This window comes from Chitinophagales bacterium, from assembly GCA_041392475.1.
Lineage (GTDB): Bacteria > Bacteroidota > Bacteroidia > Chitinophagales > UBA2359 > JAUHXA01.
In genome coordinates, this window is sequence record JAWKLZ010000002.1 from 2,213,770 (window position 1) to 2,228,420 (window position 14,651).

At 40.7% G+C, this 14,651-nt stretch carries 11 protein-coding genes; 4 read left to right on the forward strand and 7 right to left on the reverse strand.

Annotated features, from left to right (window positions below):
- Positions 1–326: 326 nt before the first annotated feature.
- The 4 genes from R3E32_22245 to R3E32_22260 all read right to left on the reverse strand — a co-directional run bounded on the left by R3E32_22245 (position 327) and on the right by R3E32_22260 (position 5,042).
- A complete protein-coding gene (locus R3E32_22245) occupies positions 327–1,751 on the reverse strand; it encodes an aldehyde dehydrogenase family protein (GenBank protein ID MEZ4887470.1) in 1,425 nt (474 codons plus the stop codon).
- Between the two features lie 111 nt (positions 1,752–1,862).
- The gene (locus R3E32_22250; GenBank protein ID MEZ4887471.1) at positions 1,863–3,431 is read right to left on the reverse strand and encodes an AAA family ATPase; all 1,569 of its coding nucleotides are present in this window, start codon (positions 3,429–3,431) and stop codon (positions 1,863–1,865) included.
- 40 nt (positions 3,432–3,471) lie between these two features.
- Positions 3,472–3,642, reverse strand: a complete 171-nt coding sequence (locus R3E32_22255) for a hypothetical protein (GenBank protein MEZ4887472.1) — start codon at positions 3,640–3,642, stop codon at positions 3,472–3,474.
- Entirely contained in the window at positions 3,609–5,042 is a 1,434-nt protein-coding gene (locus tag R3E32_22260) for an AAA-like domain-containing protein (protein MEZ4887473.1), read from the reverse strand. Before R3E32_22260 ends, R3E32_22255 begins: the two co-directional genes overlap by 34 nt.
- 126 nt (positions 5,043–5,168) lie before the next feature.
- Between R3E32_22260 and R3E32_22265 the strand changes: the two genes are divergently transcribed.
- Both R3E32_22265 and R3E32_22270 read left to right on the forward strand, forming a co-directional pair.
- The gene (locus tag R3E32_22265) at positions 5,169–7,184 is read left to right on the forward strand and encodes an NADPH-dependent 2,4-dienoyl-CoA reductase (GenBank protein ID MEZ4887474.1); all 2,016 of its coding nucleotides are present in this window, start codon (positions 5,169–5,171) and stop codon (positions 7,182–7,184) included.
- Between the two features lie 274 nt (positions 7,185–7,458).
- Positions 7,459–8,166 (forward strand): thioredoxin family protein, encoded by a 708-nt coding sequence (locus R3E32_22270; GenBank protein ID MEZ4887475.1) that lies wholly within the window; start codon positions 7,459–7,461, stop codon positions 8,164–8,166.
- Positions 8,167–8,350: 184 nt separating this feature from the next.
- Here R3E32_22270 and R3E32_22275 read toward each other — a convergent pair whose 3' ends face one another.
- The 3 genes from R3E32_22275 to R3E32_22285 all read right to left on the reverse strand — a co-directional run bounded on the left by R3E32_22275 (position 8,351) and on the right by R3E32_22285 (position 12,666).
- Positions 8,351–9,856, reverse strand: a complete 1,506-nt coding sequence (locus tag R3E32_22275) for a T9SS type A sorting domain-containing protein (GenBank protein ID MEZ4887476.1) — start codon at positions 9,854–9,856, stop codon at positions 8,351–8,353.
- Between the two features lie 238 nt (positions 9,857–10,094).
- Positions 10,095–10,724: a DUF6252 family protein gene (locus R3E32_22280; GenBank protein ID MEZ4887477.1), complete on the reverse strand. Its 630-nt coding sequence runs from the start codon at positions 10,722–10,724 to the stop codon at positions 10,095–10,097.
- A gap of 34 nt (positions 10,725–10,758) precedes the next feature.
- On the reverse strand, positions 10,759–12,666 hold the full coding sequence (locus R3E32_22285; GenBank protein ID MEZ4887478.1) for a DNA polymerase III subunit gamma/tau: 1,908 nt from the start codon (positions 12,664–12,666) through the stop codon (positions 10,759–10,761).
- 368 nt (positions 12,667–13,034) lie between these two features.
- Between R3E32_22285 and rsgA the strand changes: the two genes are divergently transcribed.
- Together rsgA and R3E32_22295 are read left to right on the forward strand one after the other, a co-directional pair.
- Entirely contained in the window at positions 13,035–13,967 is a 933-nt protein-coding gene (gene rsgA / locus R3E32_22290) for a ribosome small subunit-dependent GTPase A (protein MEZ4887479.1), read from the forward strand.
- Between the two features lie 95 nt (positions 13,968–14,062).
- Complete coding sequence (locus R3E32_22295) at positions 14,063–14,629, forward strand: AraC family transcriptional regulator (GenBank protein ID MEZ4887480.1); 567 nt, start codon at positions 14,063–14,065, stop codon at positions 14,627–14,629.
- Positions 14,630–14,651: the final 22 nt, after the last annotated feature.

Below are 14,651 nucleotides of genomic sequence, written 5' to 3' on the forward strand. Positions count from 1 at the left end.
TTGGTGATAGTATAAATTCTTGCTATTTTTATTCAAACTTCAAATAATGAATACCATACGAATATACCTATTTCTGCTGCTTTTTACTACAACTCTTTTTGCATAAGAGAAAGTTTACTTCAATTATATGTATGATTATGAACATGCAAATGAAACTTGTAAATCTATTATCTTATTAAACAATTCCTTCGTTAGCCTTCATTTAACAAGTGATGCCCTAAATAGAAATGGCTACATCGTCCAAAGAAATGATTTTTAAAATTTGCAAAATGAAACCTCGGAAGTTAGTGATAGCGGAAACTTCCGAGGTCTAAATCAAAACTTTTTTAGAACCACTTAATGGTCAAGTCAATCAATTTTTGTTTGGTGTTGTTGTAGGGCGGCATTAGGAGTTCGAGTGCGCCAGGTATTTTTTGTTCATATACACTTCGAGCATTGGAAAACGCTTGGAATCCATAGAATCCGTGGCTTTTGCCGATACCACTGTTGTTCACTCCGCCAAAAGGAAGGTGGGTATTGAAGAAATGCACATCGTTGTTGTTGATACACGTTCCGCCAGCCCTCGTATTGTCCATGATACGGTTGATATTTTTTTTGTTTTTGGAGTAGATGTAGAGTGCCAAAGGTTTCTCGTTGGCATTGATGAAGTCAATCGCTTCTTGCAAATCAGTGTATTCATTGACGGGCAAAATGGGGCCAAAAATTTCTTCTTCCATCAATTTGGACTTCAATGGTACGTCCGTTACCACCGTTGGGTCCATATAATTGGTGGCAATATTGGATTTCCCGCCATACGCTATGTTTGCCCCTTTTTCTACCGAATCCTCCAAATAAGAGCGAACTCTCTCAAAGTGTTTGCCATTGACAATGCGGTTGTAAGCGTCAGATGTCGAAGCATCGTCGCCATAAAATTCCTTTAATTTTTTACCCACCAAATCCACAAATTCATCCTTTTTGGATTTGTGGACAAACACATAATCGGGCGCAATACATATTTGACCATTGTTGAGGAATTTTCCCCATGCAATACGGGCAGCAGCTTGCTCCAAATTGGCGGTTTCGTCCACGATTGTAGGCGATTTCCCCCCCAATTCAAGTGTTACGGAGGTCAAATTTTTGGCAGCAGCTTTCATCACAATTTTGCCGATACTCGGTGCGCCTGTGAAAAAGATGTGGTTGAAGGGCAGTTCCAACAGTTCGGTCGAAGTCTCTACGCCTCCTTCAACGACTACAATCTCGTTGGAAGGGAAAAGCGTTTCGATGATTTTTTTCATCACTGCCGAAGTATGTGGCGTATATTCTGAAGGTTTAATCATGACGGTGTTGCCTGCTGCAATGGCAGAAACAAGAGGCCCGAAGGTGAGGTTGAGCGGAAAGTTCCACGGCGAAATAATCAAACATACGCCTTTGGGTTCGTAGTGAATCCACGAGGAAGAACCCATCATGGACATCGGCGTGCTGACCTTTTCTTTGCTCATCCATTTTTTCAGATGGCTTTTGGCGTGCTTGATTTCGGTGGTAACGACATAGATTTCGGTTAAATCTACTTCCGAAGGATGCTTCTTAAAGTCTTTATACATAGCCTCTCTAAGTGCTTCTCGATAGGTGGTTTCTACCGCAACATGTAGCTTGTCCAGTTTGTGGATGCGCTCTTTTGCAGTTGTGTTTCCAACTTTGTATTGGTTTTCTTTATGAGAATCAAAAAGTTGCTGAATGTTCGTAGTATTTGCTTTCGACATTGTGAGTTCCATAGTACCGATGATTTATGTTTTGTAGAGGAGGAATTATTGCTCTTGTATTCTAAGGAAAAATTGGGTAAATAGTTCACTTGCAAGACGGAAATTTGTAGCAGCGTCTTTTCCTCAAATCCACACTGCAAAAATCTCCTTATCTTCATACCTAATCCATTCCTTGCGCCAAGTTTTGGCGGTACGGTACTCGAAAATCACCAAAAAGCCTTTTGTTTGGTTTTGAAGGTCGAGGTAGTCCGCCAACTGTTTTACTCCTTCTTCATGCAGTTGAGGTCCATTCCACCGCTTCAATTCTGCAATGTATTGGCGTTGGAAAAAGGTAATGACCACATCCAAGCGTTTCTCTTGTGAGATTTGGGGTTCTTTGAAGGTGTAGCCACTGCCATTCACAATCGGACGGATAAATGCCAAAAATATCAACCGCCATTCTCGCTCCAAAAAATCTTGGTCTTTGTCGCTGTATTCCATTTTCATAAACTCCTGAAACTTCAACAGGATTTTTTCAACATCCAAACCATTGTCGGGCAGGTAAAATTGGTTCTCAAAATTGTATTGGGCGGCTTTCTTTAATCCCACTTCCATATTGGAGGCCATGTAGTTGTAAATCAACTGTTCGTAGATTCGATTATGGATTTTGACATGCCCATTTCTTTTGAATATTCCATACAAAACTCCTTTATAGATAGTTGAATTATACTGGTTAAAAGCAATTTTATCTCCATCAATCAAAATCCTAAAGGTCAAATCGTATAAATCCTGATGGTTCTCCAAGTTCTTAATCAAGCTGTCAAAATTGGTGTTGTTCTCCAATAGCAATATCTGAACGGCTTCTTCAATATCATCCAATGTCCACAGCGTTTTCACCTCTCTTTTGGGCAGTATCTCTTCCGCCACTATTTTGCATAAACGACTCACCAAAAAGGGATAACCTGCTGTGTGATAATGCAAGCGTTCGGCAATCGCAGCAATATCCATAGTTGCGCCCTCTGCTTCCGAATACTGCTCAAGCATCGGAGCTATTTCTTGGGGATTGAAGCTCATGTCCACCTTAAAATCTATAGCAATGTTCCACGGAGAATTGTATTGAGCATCTTCAGGGTTGTGTAGTTTGTACTTCAATGATTTGATGTCGTGTACTCCTGCAAGAACAACGCTATGAAAAGTATAATGATAGGATTTTGTTCGTGACAGATACTTGGTTCGCAACATTCCTAAAAAACTCAAAAAGGCGTTGTAATTACTACTTGCATCTACTTCATCTATCAGCAACACCATTTTTTTAGGCATCTGATGAGCAAGCTCTGTAATGATGTCAGAAAGTTCATCCATCTTTTGTATGTCTTTCTTATCTTGAAGAAAAGCGGATAAATTGGGGGCAGTAACCTTTAAAACCATTGACAACTGATTGGCAATCATTTGTGCAAAACTTGTATCGGATTCAAACCATTCGCTATCTATTCCTTGGAAATTCAAGGCTATGGGAAAATACATTTCTGATGTTTCCAATTTTTCTGTCAAAAAATGTAGCGTAGTCGTCTTTCCATATTGGCGTGGGCGATTGATGGTGAAGTATTCTCCAAATTCTATCAATTCCATCACCTCTGATAACTTATTGTTGTTATCCATCATGTAATGCTGTTCAGGATAGCAGATTCCTGTCACATTGAATTTTTTCTTCATTGCTTTTATCTTTTCCTACAAATATACACCATTTCCATCCCTAAATCCACACTGCAAAAATCTCCTTATCTTCATACCTAATCCATTCCTTGCGCCAAGTTTTGGCGGTGCGGTACTCAAAAATCACCAAAAAGCCTTTTGTTTGGTTTTGAAGGTCGAGGTAGTCCGCCAACTGTTTTACTCCTTCTTCATGCAGTTGAGTCCATTCCACCGCTTCAATTCTGCAATGTATTGGCGTTGGAAAAAGGTAATGACCACATCCAAGCGTTTCTCTTGTGAGATTTGGGGTTCTTTGAAGGTGTAGCCACTGCCATTCACAATCGGACGGATAAATGCCAAAAATATCAACCGCCATTCTCGCTCCAAAAAATCTTGGTCTTTGTCGCTGTATTCCATTTTCATAAACTCCTGAAACTTCAACAGGATTTTTTCAACATCCAAACCATTGTCGGGCAGGTAAAATTGGTTCTCAAAATTGTATTGGGCGGCTTTCTTTAATCCCACTTCCATATTGGAGGCCATGTAGTTGTAAATGCGTTGCTCGTAAATGCGGTTGTGAATCTTCACATGACCATTTCGCTTAAAAACGCCATACAATATACCCATTTTGATGACCGAATTGTCGGGATTGTACGCCACTTTGTCTCCATCAATCAAAATCCGAAAGGTCAAATCGTATAAATCCTGATGGTTCTCCAAGTTCTTAATCAAGCTGTCAAAATTGGTGTTGTTCTCCAATAACAATATCTGAACGGCTTCTTCAATATCATCCAATGTCCACAGCGTTTTCACCTCTCTTTTGGGCAGTATTTCTTCCGCCACTATCTTGCACAAACGACTCACCAAAAAGGGATAACCTGCTGTGTGATAATGCAAGCGTTCGGCAATCGCAGCAATATCCATAATTACGCCCTCTGCTTCCGAATACTGTTCGAGCATCGGAGCTATTTCTTTGGGATTGAAGCTCATGTCCACATTAAAATCCGTAGCAATATTCCACGGAGAATTGTATTGAGCATCTTTACTATTGCGTAGTTTGTACTTCAATGATTTAATGTCGTGCGCTCCTGCCAGAATGATGCTATGGAAAGTATAATGTCGAGGGTTTTTGCGAGCGAGGTATTTGGTTCGCAACATTCCTAAAAAACTCAAAAAAGCATCGTAGTTGCTGCTTGCATCTACTTCATCTATCAACAAGACCAGTTTTTTATCAAATTGATTGACTAAATGGGTGATGACTTTTGACAAATCATCCAAATTGTGAATCGCTTCTTTTTGTTCTTTGATAAAATCGGCAATGCCTAGGTGAGGGATTTCAAAAAAGTCAAACAATTGATTGGCAAACATTTGTGCGAAAGTATAATCAGATTCATGCCAACTTCTATCAATGCCTTGAAAGTTCAGTGCAATCGGGAAATAGGTATCGGAACTGTTTAACCGTTCCATCAAAAAATGTAGCGTAGTCGTCTTTCCATATTGGCGTGGGCGATTGATGGTGAAGTATTCTCCAAATTCTATCAATTCCATCACCTCTGATAACTTATTGTTGTTATCCATCATGTAATGCTGTTCAGGATAGCAGATTCCTGTCACATTGAATTTTTTCTTCATTGCTTTTATCTTTTCCTACAAATATACAATATTCTCTCCTACTCCATTCAACGATTGAAGTAGCTCCCTTTTTTATCCCTATATTTGTCCTCCAAAAAAATCAACAATAAAATCCAATCAAACAATATGTACGACAAACTACTATCTCCTCTTGACCTCGGTTTTACGACATTGAAGAATCGGGTATTGATGGGTTCGATGCACACCAATTTGGAGGAAATCAAAGGCGGATTGGAGCGAGCCGCTGTTTTTTATGCAGAACGTGCCAAAGGGCAAGTTGGGCTGATTGTAACAGGCGGAATTGCTCCGAATTTGGAGGGAGCAGTGAGTTTCCATGCTTCAAAATTGACGACTATGGAAGAGGTCGAAGCGCACAAAGTGATTCCAGCAGCAGTTCACAAAGAAGGCGGCAAGATTTGTATGCAGATTTTGCACAGTGGTCGCTACGCCTATCACAACAAAGGAGTTGCGCCTTCGGCAGTGCGTGCGCCTATCAATCCTTTTACGCCAAAGGCTTTGAGTAGTGAGGAAATCGAACAGACAATTGAAGACTATGTACACTGTGCAGCAATGGCACAGTTGGCAGGTTATGATGGGGTAGAAGTGATGGGTTCGGAGGGTTATTTTATCAATCAATTCATTGTGCAGCGTACCAATCGCCGAACGGATGAATGGGGTGGCAGCTACGAAAATCGCATCAAATTGCCGATTGAGATTGTGCGCCGTACCAGAGAACGAGTGGGCGAAAACTTCATCATTATTTACCGCCTTTCGATGTTGGATTTGGTAGAAGGAGGCAGCACTTGGGAGGAAGTGGTGCAACTGGCGAAAGCGATTGAAGCGGCTGGTGCAACGATTATCAACACGGGCATCGGTTGGCACGAAGCGAGAGTCCCAACGATTGGTACGGTTGTACCGAAAGGTGGTTTTGCGTGGGTGACGAAGCGCATGATGGGTGAGGTGAACATTCCTTTGGTGGCTACGAACCGCATCAACATGCCCGATGTGGCAGAGCAGATTTTGGAGGAGGGTTGTGCGGATATGGTGTCGATGGCTCGCCCGTTTTTGGCGGATGAAAATCTGGTTCTCAAAGCAATGGAAAATCGAGCGCACGAAATCAATACCTGCATTGCCTGCAATCAGGCCTGTTTGGATCATACCTTCAATGGTCAATTGACTTCTTGTTTGGTGAATCCTCGTGCCTGTCACGAAACGGAATTGAACTTTGAGCCGACTGCGAATCCCAAAAAAATTGCAGTAGTCGGTGCTGGACCTGCGGGTTTGGCGGCAGCTACAATTGCAGCAGAGAGAGGGCATGAGGTGTATTTGTTTGAAGCGGCAAGCGAGATTGGCGGTCAGTTCAACATGGCGAAAGTGATTCCTGGGAAAGAGGAATATGCAGAAACGATTCGCTACTACGATGCGATGATTCAAAAACATGGAGTTGAGTTGAAGTTGAATCACCGAGTGAGTGCGGAGGAATTGAAGGAAGGAAACTACGATGAAATCATTTTAGCGACAGGCGTTTTACCTCGAAAATTGACTTTTGAAGGTATTGACCATCCCAAAGTATTGAATTACGCAGAGGTATTGTACGACAAAAAAACTGTGGGTAAAAGTGTGGCGATTGTAGGAGCTGGTGGTATTGGCTTCGATGTGGCGGAGTTTTTGGCACATGAGGGTAAATTGCCAAGCCTTGACACTGAGCTGTATATGGAAGAATGGGGCGTGGATATGGACTACAAAACGGCGGGTTCTTTGGAAGTGCCAAAGCCTTCTCCTTCTGCTAGAGAGATTTTCCTCCTCAAACGCTCGAAAGGCAAACATGGCAAGGATTTGGGTCGAACAACTGGATGGATTCATCGTGCGAGTCTGCAAATGAAGCGGGTGAATATGTTGGCGAATGTGACTTATCACAAAGTGGATGATGTGGGTTTGCATATTTCGGTGATGGATGAATACCGAGTTTTGGAGGTCGACAACGTGGTGATTTGTGCGGGTCAAGTGCCTTTGCGGAATTTGTACGATGTTTTGAAGGAAAGCGGTCAGGCGGTGCATTTGATTGGAGGAGCGAATGTGGCGGCAGAATTAGATGCGAAGAAGGCGATTAAGGAGGCTAGTTATTTGGTGGCTACTTTGTAGATTGAACGCAGAGGTTTTTGCTTGTGTAGTTTTGAAGTTTGAACGGAGATATAAAGCGTTTTTTTATGTTAAAAATTCGCAAATAATGGTTTAAAATGTTAATTTTGGTAAATATGATGAAGCACAAACACCCAATCGTAGAAAAACGCAAAATTTTGATCTATTCTTCAATCAGGCTGCAAAAGCTTATGAGCATTGAATTTAAACTTTTCAGTTTCAGGGGTGTTTGTGCTTTGTTTATTTATTTTATCATTTCCCAAAATAACGTAAAATTATGCGAATTATTTATTTATTGATGGTGGCACTCATTGGTTTTGCTGCCTGTACCAACTCGGCTGAACAAGCGAATAACAACGATACGAAAGCTCCTGAAACAGAAGCTAAAACTGCAGAAAATACGTCTGAAACACGAACAGTAAGCAATGCTCCAGATGCAATTCAACAATTGGAATTGGGTGATAAATTGCCGATGGATGATGTGGCTATGATGGATATTTCGGGTGGAAAGATTGCTCCAAAAGAGGCTGCAATGGAAAATGGTTTGCTGATAACATTCTCCTGCAATACTTGCCCTTATGTAGTGGCTTGGGCAGATAGATATGTGGCGGCTGCCAACCATGCTTTGAGCAAAAAAGTGGGCGTTTATACGGTGAATTCCAATGAAGCCCAACGAAAAGACGATGACTCTTATGATGCGATGAAAACCTATGCAGACGAGAATGGCTACAAGTTTTCGTATGTAGTGGATGAAAATGCTGCTTTTGCGAATGCTTGTGGTGCAACCAAAACGCCCGATGTATTTTTGTTCAATAACAAAATGGAATTGGTCTATAAAGGTGCCATTGACGACAGCCCGAAAGATGCTTCAACAGTGGAAGTGCCTTACCTCAAAAATGCAGTGGACAACATGATTGAAGGTAAACCAATCGATCCAGGTACGACCAAATCTATTGGTTGTAGCATCAAACGAATCAAGGCTTAATCGCAGATTTTGTAGATTTCGCTGATTAATGTGGATTTTGCAGATTTATAAATAAAATGCTCAATTGTTCTATCAAAACAATTGAGCATTTTGCTTTATAAATCAGTTGTTAGTTACCATTCACAAATCACAAATCACAAATCACAAATCACAAATCACAAATCACAAATCACCAATTACTAACTCAATACATCAACATCTTCTTAGTAATTACTTCACTATCCGTTCTCAATTGCACAAAATAAATGCCCGATTGGAGGGTGCTGCCATTGAAGTGAAGGCGGTAAGCTTCTCCCGCATTGGCTTGTTTGTCAAACAAACTGGTGATTTCTTGTCCATTTACATCATACACCAACACTTCTGCAAAAGTATCCGCAGTGCTTAAAAACTCAATATTGGTCGAGTAGGTGAAAGGATTGGGGAAAACTACAACATTGGTCATGTCCTCTGCCACAGCTTTGTTTCTACCTGCACGTGCTCTGCTTCTACCTCCCAAACGGTTGATGTAGGCATTGGCAGTGGTGAAAAAACCAGGATTGCTGCTATCGCTTACTTCAATATCATAACTGCCACCTGCTAAGTTGGACAAGGTAAAGCAACCAGAATCATCGACTTCTGTAACGATTTCGCCATTAGAAGCTTGGATAAGATAGGGTCTTGCGCCTCCTTCAATGCAAAACGTTGCAGTACCGTCGTTTTGTGCAACTCCGCTTTCTGGAGTGATTTGAATGTCATAAACATCCAACAATCCACCTTCATTACCATTTACATTTGGCTGAGGGTCATTGGTGAAAATACCAATTTGCCCTTTTGAATCAGTAGCTGTCACTTTCCAGTAGCTGCTGCCCAAATAAACAACCCTGAATATTCCTGGAGCTATTTCATTCCAAAATACCGTTCCATCGGTGTCCCATTGGTAGGTGTAAGGTGCTTGTCCGCCAACAAACTGAAACCCGACAACCGTATTATCGGTTGCATTGCCTTCGGTTTGGGGAGCAACAATAGACAACACTTCTGCCGTTACTCGTACACAAGTTTTGAGTGAAAAGGCCAAGTCCGAAGGAGTAGTAAAGTGTTCATTTATAATACAGTTATCCGTACCATCTACCCATACATTTTTACATTGCTCATAGATATTATCTAAGTAGGCTGCTGAATTCATTCGAGGTTTTCCTGGTGAAGATTGCACCCAAAACCAGTTGCCACATTCATTTCGCATAATCGGGAAAACAGACAACCAATATCTACCCGTTTCTACAATTGGTGGATTGTCAAATATCAGTTCAAAATTGGGACTGTTGGTGTTGATAATACTCGGAACTTCTTCTCGCCAAAGCAATTCACCAGGTAAGCCATCTTTATCGGCATAAACCTCCGCAACTACCGCTTCTACTACGGATTTTTCACAATTGCCTTGAAAATTGAGAATTGAAAAAACACCCTCTACACTTGCAGCATCAATCATCCACGTCATGCCTTCAGGTACTTCAAAATCATCGGCAGCTTTGAAGGATTTTCCCTGAGCAAACAACACAAATTGTTGGGAAAGCAGGAATGCCCTTCCGTCAAAAGGATTGGGAAATGCAGCAGGTTGATGGGAAAGGTTTTCATAGGTACACTGGGCGGATATTTTCAAGTTACTACACAAAACTAAGTAGCAGATACTTAGTAAAAGTATGGCTTTTTTCATGGTTTTAAATATTTAAGGATTGGTAAATTAGAGAGAATAGGCGAGAAAAATTACAATTATGTGACAAATTTAAAATAAAATGAAACCTTTGTTGCGTTTTTCCGTAGCTTTATTACAAACCTTGCATATAGATAGTCGTCAAGTGTGCTGTAAGCAGTTCACTGTCTATTAAATACAAAACGCCCTTTATCTAAAAAGACAAAGGGCGTTTCCATTCTTGTGTAGCAAATTGATGGAATCAGAAAGGAATATTCTCAAATTTACCGTTAGAAACAGCTACTTCTATTCCATCTGCATCTTGACAAGTAAACGAAAAAGTACCTGAAACCAATCGATTTGTCATATCGAACTTAGAGAAAGTGACTGTGCCTGTTTGAGCAATACAATCACCATTGATACCCGTTCCTGTAATGAATGCGGTATTCGTAATCATGTCAAAGTTGCCTGAGCGGGTAGTAAATTCTTCGCTATAAGTGATGGTAATAGTGAAGTCATTTCCTATACCATCACTATCCAAGCCTGAAATAGTCAGTGTTTCATTTACAATATCACCGCCAGCCTCTTTTGCAGACCAAGCAGTGCCGTTCACCTCTGCTTCAAAAACGGCATTGATTACAGGAGTTGTAGGTTGGTCGGGACAAGCAGCAGGACAAGGCCCACCACAATCCACCCCCAATTCTTCGCCGTTTTGAATACCATCCGTACAGGTACGCATATAAGCACAATTGGGACAAGGTCCACCACAATCAATGCCTGTTTCACCTTGATTTTGTTTGCCATCTTCACAAGAAAAACTATCATCGCCACAACCGTTCATGACCAAAAGACTACCGATTAGTAGAGTGAAAATTAAGATGTTAAGTTTCATTATTTTTTGTTTATTGAAGATTGATATTGAAGGATTAATATTGAATATCCAAATTCAAACGTTCTTGCATTTCCTTCAAAGCAGGATTTTCTTCTACCATTTTTTTGAAGCGGTCAATAGGAGAATACAATTTATTAGAAGTTTGTTCTTCTACCTTGCTTTTGTCCACTTCAATGTTAATGGTCAAGTCTGTTTCACCCAATCGTTGTTTTAAGAAATTCAAGAAGTTGTAGTTTTGTGCTTCAACAATTCCCTGTTGGGTAATGCCTGCAACGGTAACGAGTATTTCTTGCCCCTTCAGTTCGGGTTGTATGCCTCTGAAAAGCCCCTTACTACTTTCGGTATCTAACTGTTCGGCAAAAGACAACCAAATATTTTGGATGGTTTTGGTGGAAAGTTCTAATTTTGGGGCAGAGGCTCTTGCTTTGGCTATTTTTTCCTCTTCTTCCTTTTTGCGTCTTTCCTCTTCAATAGCTTCTTGCTTCTTTTGTTTTTTTAAGCCTGCCAATGAACCTGTAATAGAAGTACCTTTTTTCGATTTTAGAGCAGCCAGTTTTTCACTCATGCTCAATTTATCAGCAGTTGGCTCTTCAGTCTTTGGCATTGAAGGAACTGTTTGATAGGCAGTCTGAGGTTCTTCTACTTTCGGAGGAGTTGTAGGCGAAACCGTTGTTGTATTTGCAGCTACATTTGAAGGGGGCGAATTTGAATTTGTGCTTAAATTTGAGTTTTGAGGTTGGATTTGCGTTTGAACTTTGATTTCTCCCAAAGTTGTATTTTGAATTCGTGCTTGCGTTCTTGGCGCAGCCGAAAGATGTGTTACTGTTTTGGCTTCTTTCGACAAATCAATTGCAGCCATGAGGTAGCACATTTTCATCAAGCACAATTCTACTTGCAATCGCTTGTTTTTGGCAGCCTTGTAATTGATTTCACATTGATTGGCAATGTTTAAGGCCGTCAATAAAAACGAACCAGAGGTAATATTGGCTTGTTGGGCATAGCGATTTTTGAGATTGTCTGTCACCTCCAATAGCTGCACCGTTTGAGGGTCTTTGCAGACCAGTACATCTCGAAAATGACTCGCCAATCCACTGATAAAAATATCTCCATCGAAGCCTTTTTGCAGTATTTCGTTGTACAATACCAATGCAGTTGAATGGTCTTGTGATAATAGTGCATCGGTTATTTGAAAGTAATAATCATAGTCGAGTACGTTGAGTGTATGTAGGATTTTTTGGTATTCGATTTTGCCTTCTGCAAAACTCGCTACTCGGTCAAAAATCGAAAGTGCATCCCGCAAAGCTCCGTCCGCTTTTTGGGCAATAATATGGAGTGCATCTTGTTCTGCTTCAATGCCTTTGTCTTCACAAATAGATTGAAGATGCTCAACCGTATCACTGACCTTGATGCGTGAAAAATCGAAAATTTGACAGCGGGACAAAATCGTTGGCAAAATTTTGTGTTTTTCGGTGGTCGCCAAAATGAAAATCGCATAGGGTGGCGGTTCTTCCAAGGTCTTCAAAAACGCATTGAAGGCAGCTTGTGAAAGCATGTGTACCTCGTCAATGATATAGACTTTGTATTTGCCTGCTTGTGGCGCAAAACGCACTTGTTCAATGAGGTTACGAATGTCGTCCACCGAATTGTTGGAGGCCGCATCCAACTCAAATATATTGAAGGAAGCAGATTCATTGAAGGAAGTACAGGATGCACAAGTGCCGCACGGCTCTGTGTCTTCAGTGACGTTTTTGCAGTTGATGACCTTTGCCAAAATCCTTGCACAAGTCGTTTTGCCGACCCCTCTTGGGCCACAAAACAAGAAGGATTGCGCCAACTTGTCGTTTTTGAGGGCGTTCTTCAAGGTTGTAGTGACGGAGGATTGTCCGACTACTTCTTTGAATTTTTGAGGGCGGTATTTTCGTGCTGATACTACAAAAGCCATATTTGCTAAATGAAAATTAAAATGAAAATGAAGAGCAATTAAAAACCATGGAATATTTTTTGAAACTCCTCGATTACAATGCCTACAAAGATATTCAATTGCAGGCCATTATTGTAGTTTTTTGAAAGGAAATCACAAAAGTTCAAATTCAAACTCAAAGCTCAAATTCAAAGAATATGGCTTACTTTTGAACTTTTCCTATTACAATTGGTGTTTGCTTCAAAGTCTGTTAAGAGTCAAAAAAAGGATATACCACAAATTTGAAACACTTGAAAATCAGATTTTTCATTTCAATTTTGATTTTCATTTTAATTGTTTCCTTATCTTAGCAGTTCATTTTCTTATTTTTATATCAAACACATTTCATATTGAAAGGAAGAGTTTTAAAATCAATGGGTAAATGGTACATCGTTCAGCCCGAAAATCAAGATTTACCCGCTATTGAATGTCAAATAAAGGGCAAAATACGTTTGGATGAATTGAAAACAACCAATCCTATTGCAGTCGGTGATTGGGTTGAAATGGAAGAAGGTACAGGAATGATTTCTTCTATTTATGAGCGAGAAAACTACATCATTCGTCAATCTCCTCGTCATTATTGGCAGCGTCAAATCATTGCTGCCAATCTCGACCAGGCCTTGTTGGTCTTGACCTTCTCCAATCCTCGAACATCGCTGGGTTTTGTGGACCGTTTTTTGGTGACAGCCGAAATGTATGGTGTGCCTACTGTATTGGTATTCAATAAACAAGATGCTTATACGGAGGAGGATATGGAGAAGTACGAAGAAGCAAAGGTGACTTATGAAAACTTGGGTTATACCTGTATTCTGGTTTCTGCTGAAACGGGTTTTCAACTGGAAAAATTGGAGGCGCAAATGAAGGGCAAGGTGAGTTTGGTGACGGGGCATTCGGGCGTGGGTAAATCCACGATTATCAATCACTTTATGCCTGACTTGGAGCTTTCGACCAACACCATATCGAAATTTAGCGGCAAAGGAAAACACACCACAACTTTTGCTACGATGCACGAATTGGGTGAAGATACTTACCTGATTGATACGCCTGGTATCAAGGAGTTTGGCTTGGTTTATACGGAGATTGAAGAAGTAGCTGGTTATTTCCGAGAGTTTAAACCTTTGCTGAACCAATGTCGTTTTAACAATTGTCTGCACCGCAATGAACCAAAATGTGCGGTGAAAGAGGCTGTCGTCAATGACGAAATTGCCATGTCTCGCTATTCCAACTATTTACACATTCTGGACAATATTGAAGAAATAGATTATTGGGAGCGGAATAAGTAAATGGCTGAATGATTGGATTGCTATATTGCTTTGGTAGTTCAACAATATAACCATGTAGCAATTCAACCATTCAACAATATAAGCATTTTAAAAAGATGACTTTACACATCAAAAACATGGTTTGCCCTCGCTGCATTCGAGTAGTGCGAGAGGAATTGCTTCAATTGGGATTGGAGGTGGGAACAGTCAGTCTGGGTGAGGCTGAAGTGAAAGCTCCGAAGGGACAAATGTTGGATGTGCATTTGATTGGTAATACATTGCAGGAGAATGGGTTTGAGTTGGTGAAGGATAGAAATACACAATTGGTGGAAGATGTCAAACGCACGATTATTGACATCGTTCACCACGCCAAACAATTCAATCTTTCTGTCAAAAACTCCGATTATATTGCCGAAAAAGTGGGCTTGTCTTACAGCAGCTTGAGTCGCTTGTTCTCGAAACAAGAAGGCCTCACCATCGAAAAATACATCATTCTCCAAAAAATCGAAAAGGTCAAGGAACTACTCGAATACGAAGAATTGACTTTGAGCCAAATTGCAGATAAATTGGGCTATAGCAGTGTTCAACACCTTTCTAATCAGTTTCGCAAAGAGGTAGGAATGTCGGTAAGTGCTTACAAGGAATCACCCGAATCTTTGCGGAAGTCTATTTCGGATGTGTAGGGAAATTTGATGAGAAATTTAG

Excerpts from the sequence above, each read along its gene's own strand:
- R3E32_22245 (MEZ4887470.1), bottom strand. The coding sequence starts at position 1,751 with ATGGAACTCACAATGTCGAAAGCAAATACTACGAACATTCAGCAACTT.
- R3E32_22250 (MEZ4887471.1), bottom strand. The coding sequence starts at position 3,431 with ATGAAGAAAAAATTCAATGTGACAGGAATCTGCTATCCTGAACAGCAT.
- R3E32_22260 (MEZ4887473.1), bottom strand. The coding sequence starts at position 5,042 with ATGAAGAAAAAATTCAATGTGACAGGAATCTGCTATCCTGAACAGCAT.
- R3E32_22265 (MEZ4887474.1), top strand. The coding sequence starts at position 5,169 with ATGTACGACAAACTACTATCTCCTCTTGACCTCGGTTTTACGACATTG.
- R3E32_22270 (MEZ4887475.1), top strand. The coding sequence starts at position 7,459 with ATGCGAATTATTTATTTATTGATGGTGGCACTCATTGGTTTTGCTGCC.
- R3E32_22275 (MEZ4887476.1), bottom strand. The coding sequence starts at position 9,856 with ATGAAAAAAGCCATACTTTTACTAAGTATCTGCTACTTAGTTTTGTGT.
- R3E32_22280 (MEZ4887477.1), bottom strand. The coding sequence starts at position 10,724 with ATGAAACTTAACATCTTAATTTTCACTCTACTAATCGGTAGTCTTTTG.
- R3E32_22285 (MEZ4887478.1), bottom strand. The coding sequence starts at position 12,666 with ATGGCTTTTGTAGTATCAGCACGAAAATACCGCCCTCAAAAATTCAAA.
- R3E32_22295 (MEZ4887480.1), top strand. The coding sequence starts at position 14,063 with ATGACTTTACACATCAAAAACATGGTTTGCCCTCGCTGCATTCGAGTA.